The following is a 22000-nucleotide window of genomic DNA, read 5'->3' as shown; positions in this document are numbered from 1 at the left end:
CCAGCACCGCGCCTGCGCCCGGCGCCGCCGCGGCGGGGACGCGGCGCCCGGCGGGCGCGCGCCTGTCCGGTGCACGCACGCTGGGCGATGCCGGCGCACGAGGTCGTTCGGGCGGGCCAGGCCGTCCGGTTCGGGACGCTGCGCGCCGGTGCGTGATCCCGGCGCGCTCCACCGCGGGTGCGTGCACGACGACGCGGCGGACACCGGGCTCTCGACGCGGCCGCAACCGCGTGCATCGCCCGATTCGGGGTATCGAGCGACCGGATTCCGCCGCAGGACGGCCATCGTGAGCGCCCAGCGCCTTGCGCGCCCCGGCCCGTCGTGAGCTCCCGCGCCCCGGCGCCCGCAGCCCGGGGCGGACCCGCACCGCGCCGTCTCGCGCGCGGCCGCTGCGACCCGTCTCAGCAGGTGCTTGCGCGCCGGTGTCCGGAGGCAGTACTGTCGCCGCAGTTTCATCGACGGTTAGAATATGTATCAGCGATAGGCCGACGCGGACGTCGGCACCGTGACTGCAAGGAGGCAGACGGATGGCGGCGACCGCTGCGACGCGCAGACGCGGGTCCCTTCTGCGCAGCATCTCCTCGAGCAAGGTGCTGCTGCTCATGTGCCTGCCGGCCGTGGCGTTCTTCGTGGTCTTCAACTACGCGCCGCTGCCGGGCATCTGGATCGCGTTCACGAACTTCAACTACCGCGAGGGGATCTTCGGGAGCCCGTTCATCGGGCTGCGCAACTTCGAGTTCCTCATCCGTTCCGGCCAGCTGTGGCTGCTGACCCGCAACACGGTCCTCTACAACCTGGCGTTCATCGTCATCGGCAACATCCTGCAGATCTCGTTGGCCATCATGCTCAACGAGGTCCGGATGAAGTACTTCAAGAAGGTCTCCCAGACCTTGATGTTCCTGCCGTACTTCATCTCGGTCGTGCTGATCGGCGTCATCGCGTTCAACGTGCTCAACTACGACACCGGTGCGCTCAACGCCCTCATCAAGGCGACCGGTGGCGACCCGATCAAGATCTACAGCATGGCCGGCATCTGGCCGTTCATCATCGTGCTCGTCTTCCTGTGGCAGAGCACCGGCTACGGCTCGATCGTCTACTTCGCCGCGATCATGGGCATCGACAAGACGCTCTTCGAGGCCGCGGCGATCGACGGCGCATCGGCCTGGCAGCGGATCCGCTACGTGATCCTGCCCAGCCTCAAGCCGACGTTCATCATCCTGCTGCTGTTCGCCCTCGGCGGGATCATGAGCGGCAACTTCGGCCTGTTCTGGAACCTCATCGGCAACAACGCGGCGCTCTACTCGACCACCGACATCATCGAGACCTCCGTCTACCGGATGGTCGTGTCCCAGAACAACTTCACCACCTCGACGGCGGTGGGGCTCTACCAGTCCATCTTCGGCTTCGCCCTCGTGATGCTGGCGAACTGGTTCGTGCGAAGGGTCAACAAGGACTATGCACTCTTCTGAGACGACGGCGCCCGGGGCGCTCGAGATGGTCACGGTGGTCGAGTCGGAGGAGCGGCCGTGGCGCCGTCCGCGCCGCGAGCGCCCGCGCACCATCAAGCTCACCGCCGGCGACTACGCGCTCCGCGGCGTCTCCTACGTCGTGGTGTCGCTGTTCGCGCTGTTCTGCGCGCTGCCGTTCGTGCTGATCATCTCGGCGTCGTTCTCGAGCGAGTCGGAGATCCTGCGCAGCGGCTTCGGGCTGCTGCCCAAGGGGTTCACCCTCACCGCCTACGAGTTCATCTTCCGGGCGCCGCGGCAGATCATCGGGTCCTACGTCGTCACGGTCACGATGACGGTGCTGGGCACCGCGATCGGGCTGTTCATCATCTCGATGACCGGGTTCGCGCTCTACCGCAAGGACTTCCCGTTCCGGAACCACATCTCGTTCTTCATCTACTTCACGACGCTGTTCTCGGCCGGGCTGGCGCCGACGTTCCTGTGGGTCTCGCGCACGCTTGGGCTGCGCGGCAGCTACCTCGCGGTGTTCCTGCCGCTGCTGATGACGCCGTGGCTGATCATCCTCATGAAGAACTTCATGCGGACGGTGCCCTACGAGATCATCGAGTCCGGCAAGGTCGACGGCGCCGGGGACTTCCGCATCTTCGTCCAGCTCGCGCTGCCGATGATGAAGCCGGCGCTCGCGACCATCGGCCTGTTCCTCGCGCTCGGCTACTGGAACGAGTGGTACCTGTCCTCGCTGTACCTGGGCAGCTCGGTCGAGTTCAAACCGCTGCAGTACCACCTGTACAACATCATCAACACCGCGAACGCGCTGCGGAACTCGGTCGCCGGCTCCAACGTCGTCGTCACCGACCTGCCGAGCAACACGCTGAAGATGGCGAGCGCCGTCGTCGCGACCGGGCCGATCCTGCTCGCCTACCCGTTCGTCCAGAAGTACTTCGTCAGCGGCATCACCGTCGGGGCGGTGAAGGGATGAGCCCGTTCCGTTGACCTGTCCGGGCGCCACGTCCGTGACGCCGTCGGCCGCCTCGCCCGAGGCGCACACCCACCCCAGGAACGAGCCGAAGGAGACTCGGGATGACAAGAAGAACGACCATGAGGGCCGTGGCGGCGACCGCCGCCGTCGGCCTCGGCCTCACGCTGGCGGCGTGCTCCGGCACCGGCGACGACGGCGGCACCGGCGGCGAGGGCGGTGCGCCCACCCCGATCACGATGCTCGTGCTCGGTGACAAGCCCACCAACGGTCGCCTCGAGAACATGCTCGTCGAGCTCAACAAGATCCTCGTCGAGCAGGCCAACGCCACGCTCGACCTGTACTACATCGAGTGGGCCGACTGGCAGACGCAGTACAACGTGCAGCTGCTCTCCGGCGACGACAACGTCGACCTCGTCACGACCGCGACCGACTGGCTGTTCGCCTGGGACAACGCCGAGAAGGGTGCGTTCCTGCCGCTGAGCGAGGAGATGCTGCAGGAGTACGCCCCCCGCACCTGGGAGCAGGTGAACGCCGAGGGGCACTGGGACGTCACGAAGCTGGACGACGGGCAGATCTACTTCATCCCCGAGGACAACTTCACCCAGTGGACCAACCACGGGTTCTTCTACCGGGGCGACTGGGCCAGGGAGGCGGGCTTCGAGGACGGCGAGATCACGCGGTTCGAGGACTTCACCACCTACTTCCAGTGGGTCAAGGACAACGTGCCGGAGGCGTACCCGTGGGACGTCGCGGGCGCGAACGAGGCCGCGCTGACCGGGTACCTGCAGGGCCACACCGAGCTGCAGACGATCCAGCAGGTGACCGCCGGCAACTACTTCCCGTTCCACACCTCGGAGTCCGACCCCACCACGGTCACCTCCTGGTACATGGAGGGTGACGAGCTGCTCGAGGCCGCCGAGCTCGCGGTCGAGTGGAACGAGATCGGGGTCTGGCGCGAGGACGCCCTCAACTACGACGGCGACACCCGTGAGCTGTTCTACTCCGGCCTGTCCGGCGCGGACCAGCACCACACGCAGACCTTCGTCGGCAGCGTCTGGGAGACGATGACGAACCGGCAGCCCGACTCCGACCCGCGGTTCTTCTACTGGGGCTACGAGAACGGGAACTACTTCCGCGACATCCTCACCCACGGCGCGATGGCGGTGAGCGCCAACTCGGCCAACCCCGAGAAGGCGCTGGAGGTCTACGACATCATCCGCAACGACGAGGAGGCCTACCGCCTGCTCAACTACGGCATCGAGGGCACCGACTACGTGGTCACCGAGGACGGCAAGCTCGGCCGGCCCGACGGCTGGGACCCCTCGACCGACGGCCTCGGCTCCAACTTCTGGGGCGGCCGGATGGACGAGTACGAGCTGCCGAGCGCGACCGAGTACCCGGACAAGGAGGCGCTCTACGCCCAGCTCGACTCCGCGGCGAAGGACTACCCGTACGAGCGTCTGGTCGTCGACCAGAGCCAGGCCGGTCCGTACCTCGCCGCCATGGGCAGCGTGCTGTCGGAGTACATCCCGCAGCTGCAGTACGGCAAGTTCGCCGACCCGGCGGCCGCCATCGAGGAGATGCGGCAGAAGCTCCGGGACGCCGGCTACGAGGAGGCCCTCGCCATCGTGCAGGCCGACCTCGACGCGATGCTGGAGTCGCAGGGATAGCACCCACCGTGCGGGGTGCGGGTCCGCGTCGTGCGGGCCCGCACCCCCGCCGTGGGGGAGACAGGGGAGGAGGGACACGTGCTCGACAGCATCTTCGCCGCGGACTCGGCGCTCATGCGCGTGCTGGGCCGGTTCGCCGACGTCGTCGTGCTCAACCTGCTGTTCGTCGCGACGTCGCTGCCCCTGGTCACCCTCGGCGGCTCGCTCACCGCGCTGCACCGGACCGCGATCCAGATCGTGCGCGGACGGTGCGAGTCGGTGACCGAGGAGTACCTGCGCGCGTTCCGCGCGAACCTGCGGCAGGGCAGCGTGCTGCTCGCGGTGCTGCTCGGGCTGGCCGGCGTCCTCGCCGCCTGGTACGTCGTCGTGACCGTGGTCGTGGCCGAGCCCGCCGCGCAGCTCGTGCTGCTGGCGGTGTGGTTCGTCCTCGCGCTCACGCTGACGACGACGGCGCTGCTCGCCTTCCCCTACCTCGCGACCTTCGACGACCCGACCCGGCGCGTGCTGAGGAACGCGCGCCTGATGTCGTGGCGTCACCCGCTGACGACGGTCGCGATCCTGCTGCTGGTCACGCTGCCGGTCGTCGTCACCGTGTTCTACCCGCAGCTCGTCGGCTACGGGCTGCTGTGGCTCGCGTTCGGCTTCGGCGCCGTCGCCTGCCTCACCGCCATCCTCGTCACCCGCATCTTCGACAGATACATCCCGTCGGCGCCGGCAGAGCGCCGCTCGGAGAACGGAACCGCGCGTGCGCACCCATGACATCGAGCGCTGGGCCTTCACCGCCACCGACGTGCCGGAGGCGTGGCGCAAGGGCCACGACGACACGACCTGGCGCACCGTGACGGTGCCGCACGACTGGAGCGTCGAGCAGGAGTTCTCGGCCGAGTGCTCCAGCGGCACCGGTTACCTGCCGGGCGGCGTCGGCTGGTACCGCGCCCACGTCTCGCTCGCCCGCCTCGGCATCACCCCCGGCGGGCCGGTGCGGCTCGTGCTGCACGGCGCGTACAAGAACGCCCGCGTGTGGGTGAACGGCTACCACCTCGGACGCCGGCCCTCCGGCTGGGCACGCACCGGGCTGGACCTCACCGAGATCGTCTCCTACGCGCCCGACGACGACCTGGTGGTGGCGGTCCGGGTCTCGCACGAGGACCTCTCCGACTCGCGCTGGTACAACGGCGCCGGGATCACGCGCCGCGTCGAGATCCAGGTGCACGAGCCCGTGCACCTCGGTGAGCACGGCCCAGCCTTCACGACCGTCGCCGCCCACGCCGACGAGGCCACGGTCGCGATCGGCCAGGTCGTGCACAACGAGCTGGCCGACGACGTCGCGGTCACGGTCCGGCACGAGCTCGTCTCGCTGACCTCGGGCGCCACGCACGCCGTCGAGCACGACGTCGAGGTGCCCGCGGGCGGCAGCGCGCCGCTCGACGTCGTCACACGGGTGCCCAGGCCCGAGCTGTGGTCGGACCGCGACCCGCACCTGTACCGGCTGACGACCACGCTGTCGTGGCACGACGGCGAGGCCCGCACGGCGGCCCGCAGCGACGTCGTCGGGATCAGGACCTTCGCGTTCGACGCCGACACCGGCTTCTCGATCAACGGCGAGCCGCGGCTGCTCAAGGGCGTCTGCCTGCACGAGGACGCCGGCTGCCTCGGCAACGCCGTGCCGGCCGCGGTCTGGCTGCGGCGGCTGCTGCGGCTGCGGGAGATGGGCTGCAACGCCGTCCGGATGGCCCACAACCCGCACGCACCCGAGCTCTACGCGCTGTGCGACGCGCTCGGCCTGTTCGTCGTCGACGAGGCGTTCGACGAGTGGGAGAACCCAAAGAACAAGTGGTGGCAGGGCCACAACGTGTACCCGCCCCGCCACGACGGCTACGCCGAGCACTTCCCGGAGTGGCACGAGCAGGACCTGCGGGCGATGATCGATGCCCACCGCAACCACCCGTCGGTGATCGCGTGGAGCATCGGCAACGAGATCGACTACCCGAACGACCCCTACGCGCACCCGTCGTTCTCCGAGATGACGGGCAACAACGACGCCAGCAAGCCGACCGCCGAGCGGGTCTACGACCCGGACCGGCCCGACATGCGCAGGCTGACGACGATCGCGCGCCGGCTGGCCCAGATCGTGCGCGAGGCCGACCCCAGTCGCCCGGTCACGATCGCGGCCGCGTTCCCCGAGCTGTCGGCGAGCACGGGGCTGCTCGAGCAGGTCGACGTCGTCGGCTACAACTACAAGGAGCACCTCTACGCCCAGGACCACGAGCGGTTCCCGGACGTGCCGCTGCTCGGCAGCGAGAACGGCCACCACCACGAGGCGTGGCGCGCCGTCGTCGACAACGACTACATCGCGGGCCAGTTCCTGTGGACCGGGATCGACTACCTCGGCGAGGCGTACGGCTGGCCGATCCACGGCTCCTCCGCCGGGCTGCTCACGCTCGCGGGCTTCGAGAAGCCGACCTACCACCTGCGCCGCAGCTGGTGGTCGGACGAGCTGGTGGCGCACGTCGTCACGCGCCCGGTCGACGACGACCGCGACCGGGGCGTGCGGCCGTACGTCCACCTGCCGCGCGGCTGGCAGGACGGCGAGCAGGTCGAGGTGCTCTGCTTCAGCAACGGCGACGAGGTGACGCTGACGTGGGCGGGCGAGGAGGTGCCCGTCGCGCGGGACGAGGAGGCCGGCTGCTGGACCGCCGTGACGACCGCGCGCCCGGGGCCGCTGCTGCTGCGGGCCCGCCGCGGCGACGCGGTCGCGCAGCACGAGCTGACGTCGCCCGGCCCGGCGGTCCGGATCGCCGCGAGCCAGTGGCGCGCGCCGCAGGACGCGGCGCGCCGGGTGGCGGCCGCGGGGCTGCTCGACGTCGGCGTCGCGCAGGTCGAGTGCGCGCTGCTCGACGCCCACGGCCAGCGGGCGGGCGACGAGGCGCTGGTCTCGGTCGAGGTCGAGGGCGGCGAGCTGCTCGGGATCGAGAACGGCGACCTGGCCGACACCACCCCGTACATCGAGACCAGCCGCCGCACCCACGACGGCCGGCTGGTCGTCTACGTGCGCTGCGACGGTCCCGCGCAGGTGCGGCTGAGCGCCCCCGGGCTGCCGCCCGCGACCGTGGAGTGTGTCCCGTGACCGCGGCCCGCGCCGCCGTCGCCGAGGGGACCTGACCGTGGCCGGGGCGAGGCGGACGTCGCGCGACATCCGCAGCGACTCGCGCCTGGACGTGCTGCACGCGGTGCTGTCGGCGACCGAGACCACCCGCAACGAGATCGCGCGCTCGACAGGGCTCAGCCCGGCGACGGTCGCGACCGTCGTCGGCGAGCTGATCACCGAGGGCATCGTCGTGGAGACGCGGATGAGCGTGGGCCGCGTCGGGCGCCCGACGGCGGCGCTCGCCATGAACGCCGACCGCGGCCGCGTCGTCGGTGTCGACGTCGCCGAGACCTACGTGCGCGCGGTGCTGTTCGACACCGCGCTCGAGCAGATCGGGTTCGCCGAGCTCGAGCGCGACGAGCACCTGCTCGAGCCCGACCTCATCGTCGACGCGATCGGGGAGGTGCTGGACCGGGTCGTCGCGCAGGCGGGGCTGGCGCGCGAGCAGGTGCTCGGCGTCGGGGTGTCGTTGCCCGGCCTGGTGCGCAGCTCCTCCGGCATCTCGGTGTTCGTGCCGTACTGGGCGTGGCACGCCGTCGACCTCGACCACCTGCGCGACCGGGTGCGGCTGCCGCTCGTCATCGACAACCCGCTCAAGGCGATCGCGACGGCCGAGCTGTGGCTCGGGCGCGGCCGGTACGTCTCCAACCTGGTCACCGTCAACCTCGGCACGGGCGTCGGCGCCGCGATGGTGCTCGACGGCCGGATCACGCGCGGCGCGACCAACTCCGCGGGAGAGTGGGGCCACTCGCTGCTCGTGCTCGACGGGCGGCTGTGCCGGTGCGGCAGGCGGGGCTGCGTCGAGGCCTACGTCGGGGCGCCCGGCATCCTGCAGACCCTCGGCGAGATCGCTCCCGACCACCCGCTGCTCGACGCGACCCTGCAGCGCGACGCGATCGGCGCGATGGCACGAGCCGCGTCGGGCGAGGACGCCGACCCGGCGGTCCGCGAGACGATCGCTCGCACCGCCTACTACCTGGGTGCCGCGCTCGCCGACCTCGTCGCCGTCGTCAACCCGGCCGTGGTGACGCTCACCGGGTGGACGACGTGGACGCTCGGCAGCCACCTGCTGCCGGCCGTGCGCGAGCACCTGCGCGAGCAGGCGCCCGGCCCCTCGATCCTCGACCTCGAGCTGGAGATCTCCACGGTCCGCGGCAACTCGGTCGCGACCGGGATCGCGACGATCGCCCTCGAGCGGTTCCTCGCCGACGCCGGCCTCATCACGACCCACATCCCTCTCGCACTCTGAGCGGCGGTCGGGTGGCGCGCACCGGTCTCGGTAGGCTCGGAGGTGGGCGGCAGGACGGTCGTACCGAGGTGTGCCGGGACGTCTGGTCGGCGGACACCGTCGAGCCCTGGAGACACCGTGACCTCACCGGAACCGCTGTTCGCGCGACTGACGCCCGGCGGGCTGCGCAACTACCTCGACACGCTGCGGGCCGAGTCCACCGGCGGGGTCCTGCTCGTCGTGGCGGCCGTGGTGGCGCTGGTGTGGGCGAACTCGCCGTGGCAGGACATCTACTACTCGATCGGCGACACCGAGATCGGGCCCGAGGCGTTGCACCTGCGGCTGAGCGTGGGGGAGTGGGCCGCGGACGGGCTGCTGGCGATCTTCTTCTTCGTCGTCGGGCTCGAGCTCAAGCGGGAGATCGTCGAGGGCGAGCTCCGCAACCTCGGTACCGCGATCGTGCCGGTCGTGGCAGCGGTCGGCGGCATGGCGGTGCCGGCCGGTCTGTTCCTCGCCGTCAACCTCACCGCCGAGGCGGGTGGGCCGCACGGCTGGGCGATCCCGACGGCGACCGACATCGCGTTCGCGGTCGCGGTCCTCGGGCTCGTCGGGCGCGGGCTGCCGACGGCGCTGCGTGCCTTCCTGCTCACGCTCGCCGTCGTCGACGACCTGCTCGCGATCGTCGTCATCGCGGTGGGCTACTCCTCCGGCGTCCACCTGTGGTGGCTGCTGGCGGCCGCCGTCCCGGTCCTGCTGTTCGCGCTCGGTGTGCGACGTGGGCTGCCGTGGCCGCTGCTGCTCGTGCTCGGCGTGCTGGCCTGGGGTTTCCTGCACGCCTCCGGGGTGCACGCCACGATCGCCGGCGTGGCGCTGGGGCTGGTCGTGCCGGTGGCGGCGGCGGAGCGTCTGGAGCACCGCTGGCGGCCGGTCTCCGCCGGGTTCGCGGTGCCGGTCTTCGCGCTCTTCGCCGCGGGCGTCACCGTCGGGCCGGAGGCGCTGCGCGCGGCGGCCCAGGACCCGGTGGCACGGGGCATCGCGGTCGGGCTCGTGCTCGGCAAGCCCGTGGGCATCCTGCTGGCGACGTGGCTCGTCAGCCGCGTGCGCGGGGTCTCGCTCGCGCCCGGGCTGCGCTGGGCCGACGTCGGCGCCGTCGGTGCGCTCGCGGGCATCGGGTTCACGGTGTCCCTGCTGATCGCGAGCCTCGCCTTCGGCGAGGGCAGCCCGCACACCGAGCACGCGACCGTCGGCGTGCTGCTCTCGTCGGTGCTCGCCGCGCTGATCGGCGCCGCGCTGCTGCTGTGGCGCGGGCGCCGGCACGACGCCCTGCGCGCCGCTCAGGCCACGCCGTAGGGGAGCCGGCGCGTCCGCTCCGCGATCGCGGCGCTGCGCTCCTCCTCCACGAGCCCCGCGCGGTACTCGCGGTCGCGGCGCGCGACCAGCACCGCGGCGAGGAAGCGCTCGGGGTTGGTGCCCCACGGTGGCGGCGGCGCGACGTACGGCTCGACCGCGGCCGCGAGACGCCGACCGATCTCCGCGCGCACGCCCGGGTCGAGCGCTGACGTGCGGGACAGGAACAGCCGCGCCTCCAGCGCCAGCCCGTCCGGGAGCCGCCGGATGTCCGCGAGCTCGGCCCAGCCCGCCAGGTCCGGCGGCATCAGCAGCGGCGCCACCGCGAGCTCGCTGCCCCGCACCCGCACCGCGTACGTCCCCGCCAGCACGTCGCCCAGCCGGCGGCTGCGGCGGTCGACGATCGCGGCGATCGTCGCGACGCCGCCGAAGGTCAGCCAGATCTCGACCGACCCGACCAGGGCGCGCACGAGCGCCTGCCGGAACCGGACCGGTCCGCCGTCGTCGCGCACCACCCGGGTGCCGACGGCGAGCTTCCCGGCCGAGACGCCGCGGCTGAGGGTCTCGACCGCGGTCGGCAGCGCGACCATCATGAGGACGCTCGCGACCGTGACGAGGATCCGCAGCTGAGCCTCGTTGGTGACCAGGCGGCTCAGCCCGAGAGCGAGCGCCACCGTGACCGCGACGTAGATGCCGATGTCGATCGCGCCCGCGAGCACGCGGTGCACCACGGTGGCGGGGCGCAGCTCGAGCGCGACCGCCTCGCCGGTGACGACGAGGTCCGCCGCGGCGAGCCCGTCGGCGTCCGGACGCAGGGCGTGCGGCGGGGCGGCGGGCGGCATGGCCCCAGCGTAGGCCGCGCCCGACGGCGTGACAGACTGCCGTCGTGGACGTCGACGCCTTCGTGGCCGTGCGGTCGGCGCGCTGGGAGCGGCTGGCGCAGCTGACGCGGCAGCGGCACCTGAGCGGGCCCGAGGCCGACGAGCTCGTCGCCCTCTACCAGGCCACGGCGACCGACTACTCGCGCGTGCGCACCTCGGCACCGGACCCGGCGCTGATCTCGCGGCTGTCGGCGCTGCTCGGCCGCGGCCGCAGCCTCGTCGCGGGCGCGCACGAGCCGGCCTGGAGCGACGTCGTCCGGTTCTTCGTGGTGTCGGTGCCGGCGGCGTTCTACCGCGTCCGCTGGTGGACGGTCGCGACGATGGTGGCGTTCCTCGTCGTCGGGGTGGTCTCCGGCTGGTGGACCTACAGCCACCCCGAGCTGCTCGCGGAGGTCGGTACCTTCAGCGAGCGCCAGCAGTACGCCGAGCGCGCGTTCGAGGCGTACTACTCCGAGCACCCCGCGGGCGACTTCGCGACGATGGTCTGGACGAACAACGCGTGGATCGCCGCGCGGGCGATCGGGCTGGGCATCACCGGCATCGGGCCGATCTACCTGCTGGTGATGAACGCCCTCTCGGTCGGGACCGCGGGCGCCGTGCTGGCCGAGTTCGACATGCTGCACGTGTTCTTCGGGCTGATCCTGCCGCACGGCCTGCTGGAGCTGACCTCGATCTTCGTCGCCTGCGCGGCGGGTCTGAAGATCTTCTGGACCTGGGTGCGCCCGGGTCCGCGCACGCGGTCGCGTGCGCTCGCGGAGGAGGGCCGCGCGATGGTGACGCTCGCGATCGGGCTCGCCGTCGTGCTGCTGGTCTGCGGCGTCGTCGAGGGGTACGTGACGCCGTCGTCGTTGCCGACCGGCGTCAAGATCGCGATCGGCGCGCTCGTGCTCGCGGGCTACTGGGTCTACACGCTCGTGCTGGGCCGGGCGGCGGTCCGCGACGGCGAGACCGGCGACGTGCGCCGCGAGCACCGCGAGGACACCGTCGCGACGGCGGACTGACCGCCCGCCCGCGCGGGGTCAGAGGCGGCCCGCGGCCTTGAGCGCGAGGTAGGTGTCGGCCAGCGCGGGCGCGAGGTCGGCCGGGAGCCGCTCGACGACCTCGGCGCCGACGCGGCGCAGCTCGACGGCGACCCCGCGCCGCTCGAGATCGGCGCGCTCCGCGGCTGCGGCGTCGAACAGGTCGGCCGACGTCGCCCGCGCGGCCCGCAGCCGAGCGTTCTCCGGGTCGGTCGCCGACGCTACGACGACCTGGTGGTCGGCGGCCAGCGCAGCCGCGACCTGCACCAGTCCGCTGTCGATCGCGGAGCTCTCGACCGCGGTGACGAGCACGACCAGCGCGCGCTGCGACAACCGGTCGCGCACCAGCTGCGCCACGAGCGGCCAGGACGGCTCGACCAGCCGCGGGTGGACCGGTGCGAGGCTCGCTGCCATCGTCGACATCACGGTCGCGGCGTGGGTCCCGCTCACCCGGGCGCGCACCGCCTGGTCGACCGCGACGAGCTCGACCCGGTCGCCCGCGCGGGTGGCCAGCGCCGTGAGCAGCAGCGCGGCCTCGATGCCGGCGTCGAGCCGCGGCGCGTCGCCCAGCCGTGCCGCCGACAGCCGCGAGGTGTCGAGCACGACCAGCACGCGCCGGTCGCGCTCTGGGCGCCAGGTCCGCACGACCATCTCCTGGCGCCGGGCCGTGGCGCGCCAGTCGATCGCGCGCACGTCGTCGCCGAGCACGTACTCGCGCAGCGAGTCGAACTCGGTGCCCGGGCCGCGCACGTTGACGGCGCTGCGGCCGTCCATCTCGCGCAGCCGCGCGAGCCGGGAGGGCAGGTGCCGTCGCGACGCGAACTCGGGCAGCACGCGCAGCAGACCGGGCAGCGGGCGCGACGCCTGCCGACCCGCGACCCCGAGCGGGCCCACCGCTCTGATCGTCACCCGGTCGGCCAGCAGGTCGCCGCGGCGGACCGGGCGCAGCCGGGTCGTGACGCGCCGGGCCTCGCCGGGCCGCACGTCGAGCGGGTGGCGGTTGCCGGTGGCCCCGGCGGTCGGCTGCCACGCGTCCCGCACGACCCCGCGGAGCCGGCGGCGACCGTCGTTGACGAGCGTGAGGGTCGACGACGCGGCCTCGGTCAGCCGCACCGCCGGGATCGGGCCGCGGGCCACCTCGACGTCGCGGGGCGAGGCGGACAGCGCGACGTCGACCGCGACGACGAGCAGCCACAGCACGACCCAGGTGCCGACCGTCGCGTAGGAGGGCACCAGCAGCACCGGCACCATTCCCAGCGCCGCCAGCGCGACCGCGCGCCCGGTGATCGCCACGAGCGGCTCCGTGTCAGCGGGGCACCGGCACGGTGGCCAGCACGCCCTCGAGCACCGACGCGGTCGTCACGCCCTCCAGCTCGGCCTCGGCCCGCAGCTGGACCCGGTGCCGCAGCGTGGGAAGCGCGAGCGACTTGACGTCGTCGGGCGTCACGAAGGTCCGGCCGCTGAGCCACGCCCACGCCCGCGAGGTCGCCAGCAGGGCGGTGGCGCCGCGCGGCGACACGCCCAGCGACAGCGACGGCGAAGTGCGGGTCGCGCGGCACAGGTCCACGACGTAGCCGAGCACCTCGTCGCCGACCTGGACCCGACGGACCTCCTCGCGCGCGGTCGCGAGGTCGGCGGCGCCGGCGACGGCGCGCACACCGGCCGCCGCGAGGTCGCGCGGGTCGAAACCGGCGCTGTGGCGGCGCAGCACGTCGATCTCGTCGTGCCGCTCGGGCAGCGGCAGCACCAGCTTGAGCAGGAACCGGTCCAGCTGCGCCTCGGGCAGCGGGTAGGTGCCCTCGTACTCGACCGGGTTCTGGGTGCCGATGACGACGAACGGGTCGGGCAGCGGCCGCGGCGTGCCGTCGACGCTCACCTGACGCTCCTCCATCGCCTCCAGCAGCGACGCCTGCGTCTTGGGCGGCGTGCGGTTGATCTCGTCGGCCAGCATGAGGTTGGTGAAGACCGGGCCCTCCCGGAACGAGAACTCCGAGGAGTGCGCGTCGTAGACGAGCGAGCCGGTGACGTCGCCCGGCATCAGGTCGGGCGTGAACTGGACCCGCTTCATGTCGAGGTCGAGCGCCGCGCCGAGCGTGCGCACCAGCAGCGTCTTGGCGACGCCGGGCACGCCCTCGAGCAGCACGTGCCCGCGGCACAGCAGCGCGATGACGAGACCGGTGACCGCGGCGTCCTGCCCGACGACGGCCTTGGCCACCTCGGTGCGCAGCTGCGCGAGCCGGCTGCGCGTCTCCGACGGCGGGGCCTCCTCGACCGGCTGCGGCACCAGCCCGGCGTCGCCGGTCGGGGGCGCCGCCGGCTGCGCGTAGGACGGGCCGGGCTGGTCCGGCGGCCCGTAGGGACCTGGCGAGCCCGAGGGCTGGGGCGGGGCGCCGTAGGACCGGGGCGCCGGGCCGCCGGGCTGCGGGCCGGGCTGGTAGGGGTTCGTCATCCGCGCTGAACCTCTCTGTCGAGGGTGTCGAGGGCCTGGGTGAGGGCGATGAGCCCCGCGTCGTCGGTGGGTGGTGGTCCGTAGAGCACGTCGTGCACGGCTCCCTCGCTGCGGCCGCTGGCTCGCGCGAGCGTCTCCACGACCTGGTGGGGCGGGGCGTGGGACGGCAGCCCCACCCGTCCCGCGAGCCGGGCCACGAGACCGGCACGCAGGGCCGCGGCGGCGTGCGCGTGGGCACCGGCACGCCGGTAGAGGCGGCCGCGGCCGCGGGTGGTCTCGCTCGCCCGCACGACCACCGGCAGCGGCTCGACGACGACCGGGCCGAGCCGGCGGCCCTGCCACAGCACGACGACGAGACCGACGAGCGCGAGCAGCAGCAGCGCCGGGCCGGGCAGCGGGAAGGGGTCGGTGCCGCCACCGGTCCCGGTGCCGTACGGGTCGTCCTCGCTCGGCAGGTACCAGACGAGTCGGTCGTGCGCGCCGAGGGTCCGGAGCACGAGGGCGGCGTTGCCCTCGGTGGCGATGCCGTCGTTGGAGAGCACCCAGCCGTCGGCGATCGCGCGCCACTGCCGGTCACCCTCGGTCCACGCCGCGTAGCCGGCGCCCTCGGGTCCCGCGAAGCACAGCACGGCGTCGGTGCCCGAGAGCACGGGGCCGCCGGAGGTGACCTCGCCCGCAGCCTGCGCGTGCGGGTCGTCGCAGCCGGCCGGGCGGCTCTCGCGCACCGCGTGCTCGTCGACGCGGACGCGCGAGGTGAGCGGGGCCAGGTCGCCCCAGCCGACGTCGGCGAGGACGACGTCGGCGGCGACGCCGGCGAGCGCCTCGCGCTGCTCGGTGCGCAGGCTCTCGGGGGAGAGGACGAGCAGCGTCGTGCCCGCCCCGGCCTCGGCGAGCGCCGCAGCGGTCGTGCGCACGTAGGTGACCGAGACGCCCTGCTCGCGCAGCACCTGGGCGAGCGCGCGGGCGCCGTCGGGGTCGGGGTTGTCGGGCGCGAGCGGGACGTCGGAGGTGGAGCGCGCCGTCAGGACCGACACCACCACGGCGAGCACGAGCAACCCGAGCGCGAGCGCGAGGACCCCGCGATGACGGCGCGGCCGTGCGTCGCCGGTCGGCTCGGCGCCGGGACGGTGCCCCCGCGCCACGATCGTCGGGGCGGTCACCGCGGCGCCACCAGGTCGGGCTCGGTGAGGTCGCCCGTGCGCGAGGGGCGCGTGCGCGCGACGGCGGCGTCGACCTCGCGCAGCCAGGCGTCGTCCTCGGCGGAGGCGGTGACGTCGCCGTAGCAGACGGCGTCGAACAGCTCGCTCGCGCGCAGCAGCTCGGCGGCGCACGGCTGCAGCCGGGCGCCGGCGGCGAGTGCCGCCTCGTGCGCCGTGCGGCCGCGACGGTCCTCCAGGACGGCGCGCTCGTCGAGCGAGCGCACGATCGCGCGGAACCGGTCGAGCACCGCGGTGCGGAAGTCGCCCCGGGCCGCCGCCGCGTCGGCCGCGGCGCGGATCGCGGCGGCGGTGCGGACGTCGTCGTCGAGCACCTCGACGCTGTCGCGACCGCGCAGCCGGCGGCGGCGCACCGGCCCGCCGAGCAGCAGGGCCACGCCCACGGCGAGCGCCACGACCAGCAGCACCACGACGGGCATCAGCACCGGCCCGAGGTCGGCGCTGCTGCCGAACAGGCGGGCCCACAGCTCGCCGAGCCACTCCCGCAGGCGGTCCCACAGCGACGGCTGCCGGTTGTAGATCGCCTTCGCCAGCTCGGCCTCGATCCACGCGCGCGCCTCGTCCGCCGACGGCGTCAGGGGTGGCTCGCGCCAGGCCGGGCCCGCGACCATGTCAGGCGCCCTCGGCCGCCGCGGCCGCGAGCTCGACGTCGAGACCCTCGCGACGGATCCGGATGTCGATGTACAGGAGCGCGACCACGGCCGCCATGAACGGCGTCGTCACCGCCGCCGCGACCGTGCTGCCCGCGAGCTGGGTCACCGTGAGCACGGTGACGCTGTCGAAGAGCTGGCCGAGCATGCCGAGCGGGGTCGTGACGATCGCGGCGACGATCGCGACGAGGATCGTCGTGAGCAGGTAGATGCCGATGACCCGCCAGAAGGTCGGCAGCGTGAGTCGCCAGGAGCGTCGCAGCGCGGTCAGGACACCGCTGCGCTCGAGCACGAGAGCGGGAGTGGCCAGCACGGTCACGACGACGACGAACAGCGTGGCCACGAGCGCCAGCAGGGCTCCGAGCAGCAGCAGCAGCGCGCCGACCCCGACCTCGCCCGACGCCAGTCCGATGATCCCGGGCAGCAGGAAGACGGCGAAGGCGGCCGCGACCGCGACCGAGACGAGCAACGTGAGGAGCAGCAGCTTGAGCAGCTGCGGCCGCACCAGGTCCCACAGCTCGCGCAGCGGCAGCGTGCGCCCGATGACCGACTGGCTCACGCTGTGGATCAGCACGCCGTTGAGGATCGTCGTCGCGACGAAGCCGAGCACGGTGCCCGCGAGCGACGGCACGACGCTCGCGCCCAGCGCGCCGACCAGCTCCTCGAGGTCCTCCTCGCTGGGCGTCGCCTCACCCGCGAGGCGGTTGAGGTCCTCGTACGCACCCCAGGTGAGCGCGCCCTGCAGGATCGTCACGATCGCGACGACGACGGCCGCGAGCCCGAACATCACCGCCGGGTTCGCGCGGATCGCCTTGAACGCGCCGTCGTAGATCTCGCCGAGCGTCAGCGGCCGCAGCGGGATGATGCCCGGCTGGGCCGTAGCCATCGTCGGCACCTCGCCGGGCGCCCCGTACTGGCCGTAGGACGACGACGGCTCACCGCCGTAGCGCGGGATCTCCGGCACCGCGCCCCAGCCCTGCTCCGCGCCGGCGGCGGGTGGGGTGGGTGCGGACCCGCCCTGCGGACCCGGTGCCCGCTGCCCGTCCCGGCCGTGCTGGGCGTCCTGACCGTCGTGCCCGTACTGGCCGGACTGCCCGGACTGCCCGTACTGGTTGGGCCCGCCCGGCCCCTGGTCCGGTCGGCCGCTCCACCCCGGGGCGGGAGCCTGGCCCCCGGCGCCGCCGCCGACCGGGTCGTGCTGCCCCTCGGGCCCGGGCGCTGGAGTCGGTGTGCTCATCCATCCCCTCCTCGACGTGTGCGCTGCCATCCTCGCACGCAGGTGCGCGGGCGGCGCGGCACGGCCGACGGCCGGGAGCGCTCGCGCGCCGCCCCCGTGTTCGGGCGTGCCGAGGCACGCGGGGCACCTGCGCCGTCGCCGTCCGAGGCGCTCCAGGTGCGACCATATGCCCATGAACCCACGCGTCCTGGTCGTCGACGACGACGCCGCGCTGTCGGAGATGATCGGCATCGTCCTGCAGTCGGAGAACCTGGAACCGGTGTTCTGCTACGAGGGGACCACCGCGCTCGAGGCGTTCCGCTCGCACCAGCCGGACCTCGTGCTGCTCGACCTCATGCTGCCAGGTATCGACGGCATCGAGGTGTGCCGCCTCATCCGTGCCGAGTCCGGCGTCCCGATCATCATGCTGACCGCCAAGAGCGACACGACCGACGTCGTGAGCGGGCTCGAGGCCGGTGCCGACGACTACATCGCCAAGCCCTTCAAGCCCAAGGAGCTGGTCGCGAGGATCCGGGCGCGGCTGCGCCGTCACGAGGAGCCCGAGACCGAGCGGCTCCTCATCGGCGACCTCGAGATCGACGTCGCCGGCCACCGCGTCATGCGCGGCGACGAGGTCATCAACCTCACGCCGCTGGAGTTCGACCTCATGGTGGCGCTGGCGCGCAAGCCCTGGCAGGTGTTCTCGCGGGAGGTGCTCCTCGAGCAGGTGTGGGGCTACCGGCACCAGGCCGACACGCGCCTCGTCAACGTGCACGTGCAGCGGCTGCGCGCGAAGGTCGAGAAGGACCCCGAGAACCCCGAGGTCGTCGTCACCGTGCGCGGTGTCGGCTACCGCGCGGGAGCGCCGCCGGCGGGGTGAGCGACGATGGCTGAGCGGGCGGCGGCACCCTGGCGCGACCGGCTGGGCCGCGCCCTGCGCACGACCGGGCGGCGGCTGCGCGCGCGCACCCGCGTGCTCGCGCGCGCCTGGCGCCGCTCGCTGCGCGTGCGGGTGTCGGTGACGACGGTGGCCGTGGGCCTCATCGCGCTCGTGACCCTCGGTGCGGCGCTGTCGGGCCAGGTGCGCGACTCGCTCTACGACCGGCGCGTCACCGAGGTGCTCACCGACGCCGCCGTGCGTGCCGAGGTCGCGCAGAACGCCTTCGACTCCTCGAACGTCTCGCGGCTGCAGGACGTGCAGCAGCTCCTCTACGACGTCGGCGGGTCGCTCGTGACCACGTCGGGCGCCGAGGGCGTGCTGCTGCTGCGCTCGCCGGGGCAGGAGGGCCAGTACCCGGAGGTGTCCCCGGACGACCTGCGGCGGCTGATCGAGGACGACCTGCGCGAGCAGGTGCGCGAGCAGGACATGCAGATGTGGCAGCCGGTCGGCATCCCCGCCGCGGGCGGCGTCGAGCCGGGCATCGCGGTCGGCACCGCCGTCACGCTGCCGCTCGCGGGCGAGTACGAGCTGTACTTCGTCTACAGCCTCGGCGAGCAGCAGGCCACGCTCGCGCTGCTGCAGCGGGTGCTCACGGCCGGCGCCGTCGCCCTCGTCGCGCTGCTTCTCGTCATGACCTGGTACCTCACCAAGCAGGTGCTCACGCCCGTGCAGCAGGCGGCCAACACCGCCCGGCGGCTGGCCGACGGCCTGCTCGACGAGCGGATGACGGTGCGCGGCGTCGACGAGCTGGCGGTGCTCGCGCGCTCGTTCAACGAGATGGCGGAGAGCCTGCAGGAGCAGATCGAGCGCCTGGGGCACCTGTCGCAGATGCAGCAGCAGTTCGTCTCCGACGTCTCCCACGAGCTGCGCACCCCACTCACGACGATCCGGATGGCGAGCGAGGTGCTCAACGCCGCACGCGCGGACTTCGGCCCCACCGCGGCACGCTCGGCCGAGCTGCTCGCGACCCAGCTCGACCGGTTCGAGTCGCTGCTGGCGGACCTCCTCGAGATCTCCCGGTTCGACGCCGGCGCCGCGACGCTCGACGTCGAGCAGGCCGACATCCGCGACGTCGTCGGCCGCGTCGTCGAGCTGACCGCGCCGCTGGCCGAGCAGCGCGGCTCGCAGATCACCCCGCGGGTGCCGCGGGAGCCCGTGCTGGTCGACATGGACGGCCGCCGCGTCGAGCGGGTGCTGCGCAACCTGCTGGTCAACGCCGTCGAGCACGGCGAGGGCGAGCCGATCGAGGTGCTCGTGGGTGCCGACGACCGGGCGGTCTCCGTCGTCGTGCGCGACCACGGCATCGGCATGACGGCGACCGAGGCCGAGCACGTCTTCGACCGGTTCTGGCGTGCCGATCCCGCGCGTGCCCGCACGCTCGGCGGCACCGGTCTCGGGCTCGCGATCTCCCTCGAGGACGCCCGCCTGCACGGCGGCACCCTCGAGGCGTGGGGATCGCCGGGCGAGGGCGCGAGCTTCCGGCTGACGCTGCCGCGTCGCGCGGGCATCGTGGTGACGAGCCACCCGCTCGCGCTGCGACCGCCGCGGCTCGAGCCCGACCCGACCGAGCACGTCGACCCCGCGGGGCCGCATGCGCTGCCCGACGACTTCATGGCGGAGGTGCCCGAGTGAGCGCGCGACCCGACCTCCGTGGCCGCCGTGGCGTGGCCGCGCTGTGCGTGGCCGCGCTGCTGACGCTGGCCGGGTGCCTGTCGCTGCCGGTCGAGGGCGGCGTGCAGGTGGGGCTCGACCGGCCGCCCGCCGACGGCGGGCTCGAGATCGTCGCGCCCGGCCCGTCGGTCGACGCCGCGCCGCGCGAGATCGTCGAGGGGTTCCTGCTGGCCTCCAGCCTCGGGCTCGGCGACGACTTCCACCGCGCGTACGAGTTCATGACGACGGCGGGGGCCTCCCAGTGGGACCCGCTCGGCGGCGTGACCATCTACTCCGACGACGAGCCGCCGACGATCGAGGTCGGGGACGAGGGTGCCGACGGGCTGGGCGTCGTCGTCACCGTCACGGTGCCGGTCGCGGCGACCGTCGGGGAGGACGGCACCTACACCGAGGCGCCCCCGGACACCGTGCAGCCGTTCCGGTTCCACCTGGTCAAGGTCGTCGACGACCAGTGGCGCATCAGCCAGCTCGACCCGGGCGTGCTGATGTCGGAGGTGACGTTCGGGACCCAGTACCGCGAGGTCTCGGTCTACTTCCTCAGCAGCGACGCGGTGCCGCGTCTCGTGCCCGACCTGCGCTGGGTGCCGCGCGCGCGGTCGGTGACCGCCGCCGTCCGGGCGCTGCTGGGCGGCCCGGCGGAGTGGCTGACGGCGCCCGCGGTCGTCTCGGCGTTCCCCGACGGCACGACGCTGGGCATCGAGGGCGTCGAGATCGACGACCGCGTCGCGACCGTGTCGCTCTCGCAGCAGTTCCTCGACGCGAGCGCGGCCGACCGCGCCTACGCACGCGCCCAGCTGACCGAGACGCTGCGCCAGCTGGGACAGGTGTCCCGGGTCGAGATCAGCGTCGACGGCAACCTGCTCACCCTCGACCCCACGCTCGCGCCCGTCGACCCCGCGCCGGCGCCGCTGCGCGGCCCCACGGTGCTCACCGAGGACGGTCTCGGGGTCGTCAACGGCGACCAGGTCAGCCCGGTCGACGCCGTCGTGCCCGACGGCGTGAGCGACCTCGCGGTCCCCTACGGTCGCGAGCCGGTGGTCGGCCTGGTCGACTCCCGGTCGCTGGTCACCCTCGGCGACGGCGCGACGCTGCTGCCGCCGGACGGCTCGCTCGTGCCGCCGTCCTACGATGCCCAGGGCTGGGTGTGGACCGGCCCGACCGGGCCCGGCTCGAACGAGGGCTCGCTGCTCGTGGTCGACCCGGTGTCGGGTGCCACCGAGACCGTCTCCGCGCCGGACCTGGCCGGCGCGGACGTCGTGGCGCTGCGGGTCAGCCGGGAGGGGTCGCGGCTGGCGTACGCGCTGCGCACCGACGAGTCGATCGTCGTCCACGTCGCGGCCGTGCTGCGCGACGCCGACGGGCGCCCGACGGCGATCGGTCCGGGGCGCGCCGTCGGTGGCCCGCTGCTGCAGCTGCGCGATCTGGTCTGGGTCGGGGAGGTGCGGCTCGCGGTGCTCGCGCAGACGGCGACGATCGACCTCACCGTGCTGCTCGTCGGGGTCGGCGGCCAGACCGTGCCGCTGCCCTCGGTCGAGGGCGCCGCGAGCATCGCCGCCGGCGACGGGCCCCGCGAGCTCGTGCTCGTCACGGCGGGAGGCGACCTGTACGGGCGCAGCGGCAACGGGTGGCGGATGATCCTGCCCGGGGTGAGCTCGCCCGCGTTCGCGGGCTGACGCCCGCTGGGTATCCACAGCCGCGCGAGCGCCCTCGCAGCGGTGCCCCCGGGACGGGCACGCTGGGAGGCGTGGACCGACGTGCGGTGGCCGAGGAGCTGGGCGCGCTCGCGCGCGCGGCGCTGGAGCTGGTGCTGCCGCGTGAGTGCGCGGGCTGCGGCGAGCCCGAGCGCGCGCTGTGCCACCGCTGCCTCGCACGCTTCGGCACGCCGACGCGCTGCGAGGAGGACGCGCCGCACCTGGGCGCGGGGGCGCTGCCGACGTGGGCGCTCGCGGCCTACGCCGGCCCGGTGCGGCACGCGGTGCTGGCCTGGAAGTCCGGCGGTCGTCCCGACCTCGCCGCGCCGCTGACGGCGCTGGTCGCCGCCGCGGCGGCGCAGGTCGTGCCGGCGCTGCCGGTCGGCAGCGACCCGCTGCTCGTCGTCCCGGCCCCGTCGGCCGCGGCC

The 22000-nt window shown here is 73.5% G+C and carries 17 protein-coding genes and 1 pseudogene; 12 read left to right on the top strand and 6 right to left on the bottom strand.

Going from position 1 to position 22000, the window contains the following annotated elements:
• Window positions 1-527 precede the first annotated feature (527 nt).
• The 7 genes from GPA02_RS18165 to nhaA all read left to right on the top strand — a co-directional run bounded on the left by GPA02_RS18165 (window position 528) and on the right by nhaA (window position 9841).
• Window positions 528-1469 (top strand): ABC transporter permease, encoded by a 942-nt coding sequence (locus GPA02_RS18165; RefSeq protein WP_156201858.1) that lies wholly within the window; start codon window positions 528-530, stop codon window positions 1467-1469.
• Window positions 1456-2445 (top strand): carbohydrate ABC transporter permease, encoded by a 990-nt coding sequence (locus GPA02_RS18160; protein WP_204986676.1) that lies wholly within the window; start codon window positions 1456-1458, stop codon window positions 2443-2445. The genes GPA02_RS18165 and GPA02_RS18160 overlap by 14 nt, the downstream gene beginning before the upstream one ends.
• A 119-nt stretch (window positions 2446-2564) precedes the next feature.
• Window positions 2565-4115: an extracellular solute-binding protein gene (locus tag GPA02_RS18155; protein ID WP_204986675.1), complete on the top strand. Its 1551-nt coding sequence runs from the start codon at window positions 2565-2567 to the stop codon at window positions 4113-4115.
• Window positions 4116-4193: 78 nt separating this feature from the next.
• Window positions 4194-4874 (top strand): DUF624 domain-containing protein, encoded by a 681-nt coding sequence (locus GPA02_RS18150; RefSeq protein WP_156201856.1) that lies wholly within the window; start codon window positions 4194-4196, stop codon window positions 4872-4874.
• On the top strand, window positions 4861-7242 hold the full coding sequence (locus tag GPA02_RS18145; RefSeq protein WP_156201855.1) for a glycoside hydrolase family 2 TIM barrel-domain containing protein: 2382 nt from the start codon (window positions 4861-4863) through the stop codon (window positions 7240-7242). The genes GPA02_RS18150 and GPA02_RS18145 overlap by 14 nt, the downstream gene beginning before the upstream one ends.
• Window positions 7243-7279: 37 nt before the next feature.
• Complete coding sequence (locus tag GPA02_RS18140) at window positions 7280-8512, top strand: ROK family transcriptional regulator (protein WP_156201854.1); 1233 nt, start codon at window positions 7280-7282, stop codon at window positions 8510-8512.
• A 117-nt stretch (window positions 8513-8629) separates the two neighbouring features.
• Window positions 8630-9841, top strand: a complete 1212-nt coding sequence (nhaA, locus tag GPA02_RS18135; protein ID WP_156201853.1) for a Na+/H+ antiporter NhaA — start codon at window positions 8630-8632, stop codon at window positions 9839-9841.
• Here the strand turns inward: nhaA and GPA02_RS18130 are convergent.
• Window positions 9826-10680, bottom strand: coding sequence for an RDD family protein (locus GPA02_RS18130; protein WP_156201852.1), 855 nt, complete (start codon window positions 10678-10680; stop codon window positions 9826-9828). The genes nhaA and GPA02_RS18130 overlap by 16 nt on opposite strands.
• A gap of 44 nt (window positions 10681-10724) precedes the next feature.
• On the opposite strand from GPA02_RS18130, the gene GPA02_RS18125 reads away from it, so the two are divergent.
• On the top strand, window positions 10725-11720 hold the full coding sequence (locus tag GPA02_RS18125; RefSeq protein WP_156201851.1) for a stage II sporulation protein M: 996 nt from the start codon (window positions 10725-10727) through the stop codon (window positions 11718-11720).
• Window positions 11721-11738: 18 nt separating this feature from the next.
• Here GPA02_RS18125 and GPA02_RS18120 read toward each other — a convergent pair whose 3' ends face one another.
• Genes GPA02_RS18120 through GPA02_RS18100 form a run of 5 tightly spaced genes read right to left on the bottom strand, consistent with a single transcriptional unit; the run spans window position 11739 to window position 17291 of the window.
• Window positions 11739-13031, bottom strand: a complete 1293-nt coding sequence (locus GPA02_RS18120; RefSeq protein WP_156201850.1) for a DUF58 domain-containing protein — start codon at window positions 13029-13031, stop codon at window positions 11739-11741.
• A gap of 13 nt (window positions 13032-13044) precedes the next feature.
• Window positions 13045-14187, bottom strand: coding sequence for an AAA family ATPase (locus GPA02_RS18115; RefSeq protein WP_240134134.1), 1143 nt, complete (start codon window positions 14185-14187; stop codon window positions 13045-13047).
• Window positions 14184-15347: a DUF4350 domain-containing protein gene (locus GPA02_RS18110; RefSeq protein ID WP_162457821.1), complete on the bottom strand. Its 1164-nt coding sequence runs from the start codon at window positions 15345-15347 to the stop codon at window positions 14184-14186. The genes GPA02_RS18115 and GPA02_RS18110 overlap by 4 nt, the downstream gene beginning before the upstream one ends.
• Window positions 15344-16015 carry a DUF4129 domain-containing protein gene (locus tag GPA02_RS18105; protein ID WP_156201848.1) on the bottom strand — a complete coding sequence of 224 codons (672 nt, stop codon included), beginning with the start codon at window positions 16013-16015 and terminating at the stop codon, window positions 15344-15346. Before GPA02_RS18105 ends, GPA02_RS18110 begins: the two co-directional genes overlap by 4 nt.
• Before the next feature lies 1 nt (window position 16016).
• Window positions 16017-17291, bottom strand: a complete 1275-nt coding sequence (locus GPA02_RS18100) for a DUF7847 domain-containing protein (protein WP_156201847.1) — start codon at window positions 17289-17291, stop codon at window positions 16017-16019.
• Window positions 17292-17463: 172 nt separating this feature from the next.
• On the opposite strand from GPA02_RS18100, the gene mtrA reads away from it, so the two are divergent.
• The 4 genes and pseudogenes from mtrA to GPA02_RS18080 form a co-directional block, all read left to right on the top strand.
• Window positions 17464-18150, top strand: coding sequence for an MtrAB system response regulator MtrA (mtrA, locus tag GPA02_RS18095; RefSeq protein ID WP_156201846.1), 687 nt, complete (start codon window positions 17464-17466; stop codon window positions 18148-18150).
• A 6-nt stretch (window positions 18151-18156) separates the two neighbouring features.
• A complete protein-coding gene (gene mtrB, locus GPA02_RS18090; RefSeq protein ID WP_156201845.1) occupies window positions 18157-19842 on the top strand; it encodes an MtrAB system histidine kinase MtrB in 1686 nt (561 codons plus the stop codon).
• Window positions 19839-21554 carry an LpqB family beta-propeller domain-containing protein gene (locus tag GPA02_RS18085; protein WP_156201844.1) on the top strand — a complete coding sequence of 572 codons (1716 nt, stop codon included), beginning with the start codon at window positions 19839-19841 and terminating at the stop codon, window positions 21552-21554. Before mtrB ends, GPA02_RS18085 begins: the two co-directional genes overlap by 4 nt.
• Before the next feature lie 71 nt (window positions 21555-21625).
• Window positions 21626-22000 (top strand): annotated as a pseudogene (locus tag GPA02_RS18080) (ComF family protein); the annotation flags it as partial.

It is taken from the genome of Actinotalea caeni (assembly GCF_009733795.1).
Classification (GTDB): Bacteria; Actinomycetota; Actinomycetes; order Actinomycetales; family Beutenbergiaceae; genus Pseudactinotalea; species Pseudactinotalea caeni.
The sequence above is the reverse complement of the archived record's forward strand: the minus strand, read 5'-3'. Positions and strand labels throughout refer to the sequence as shown.

Coding starts and splice junctions, on each gene's coding strand:
- GPA02_RS18100 (WP_156201847.1), bottom strand. CDS start 17,291: ATGAGCACACCGACTCCAGCGCCCGGGCCCGAGGGGCAGCACGACCCG.
- mtrB (WP_156201845.1), top strand. CDS start 18,157: ATGGCTGAGCGGGCGGCGGCACCCTGGCGCGACCGGCTGGGCCGCGCC.
- GPA02_RS18165 (WP_156201858.1), top strand. CDS start 528: ATGGCGGCGACCGCTGCGACGCGCAGACGCGGGTCCCTTCTGCGCAGC.
- GPA02_RS18130 (WP_156201852.1), bottom strand. CDS start 10,680: ATGCCGCCCGCCGCCCCGCCGCACGCCCTGCGTCCGGACGCCGACGGG.
- GPA02_RS18105 (WP_156201848.1), bottom strand. CDS start 16,015: ATGGTCGCGGGCCCGGCCTGGCGCGAGCCACCCCTGACGCCGTCGGCG.
- GPA02_RS18155 (WP_204986675.1), top strand. CDS start 2,565: ATGAGGGCCGTGGCGGCGACCGCCGCCGTCGGCCTCGGCCTCACGCTG.
- GPA02_RS18115 (WP_240134134.1), bottom strand. CDS start 14,187: ATGACGAACCCCTACCAGCCCGGCCCGCAGCCCGGCGGCCCGGCGCCC.
- mtrA (WP_156201846.1), top strand. CDS start 17,464: ATGAACCCACGCGTCCTGGTCGTCGACGACGACGCCGCGCTGTCGGAG.
- GPA02_RS18160 (WP_204986676.1), top strand. CDS start 1,456: ATGCACTCTTCTGAGACGACGGCGCCCGGGGCGCTCGAGATGGTCACG.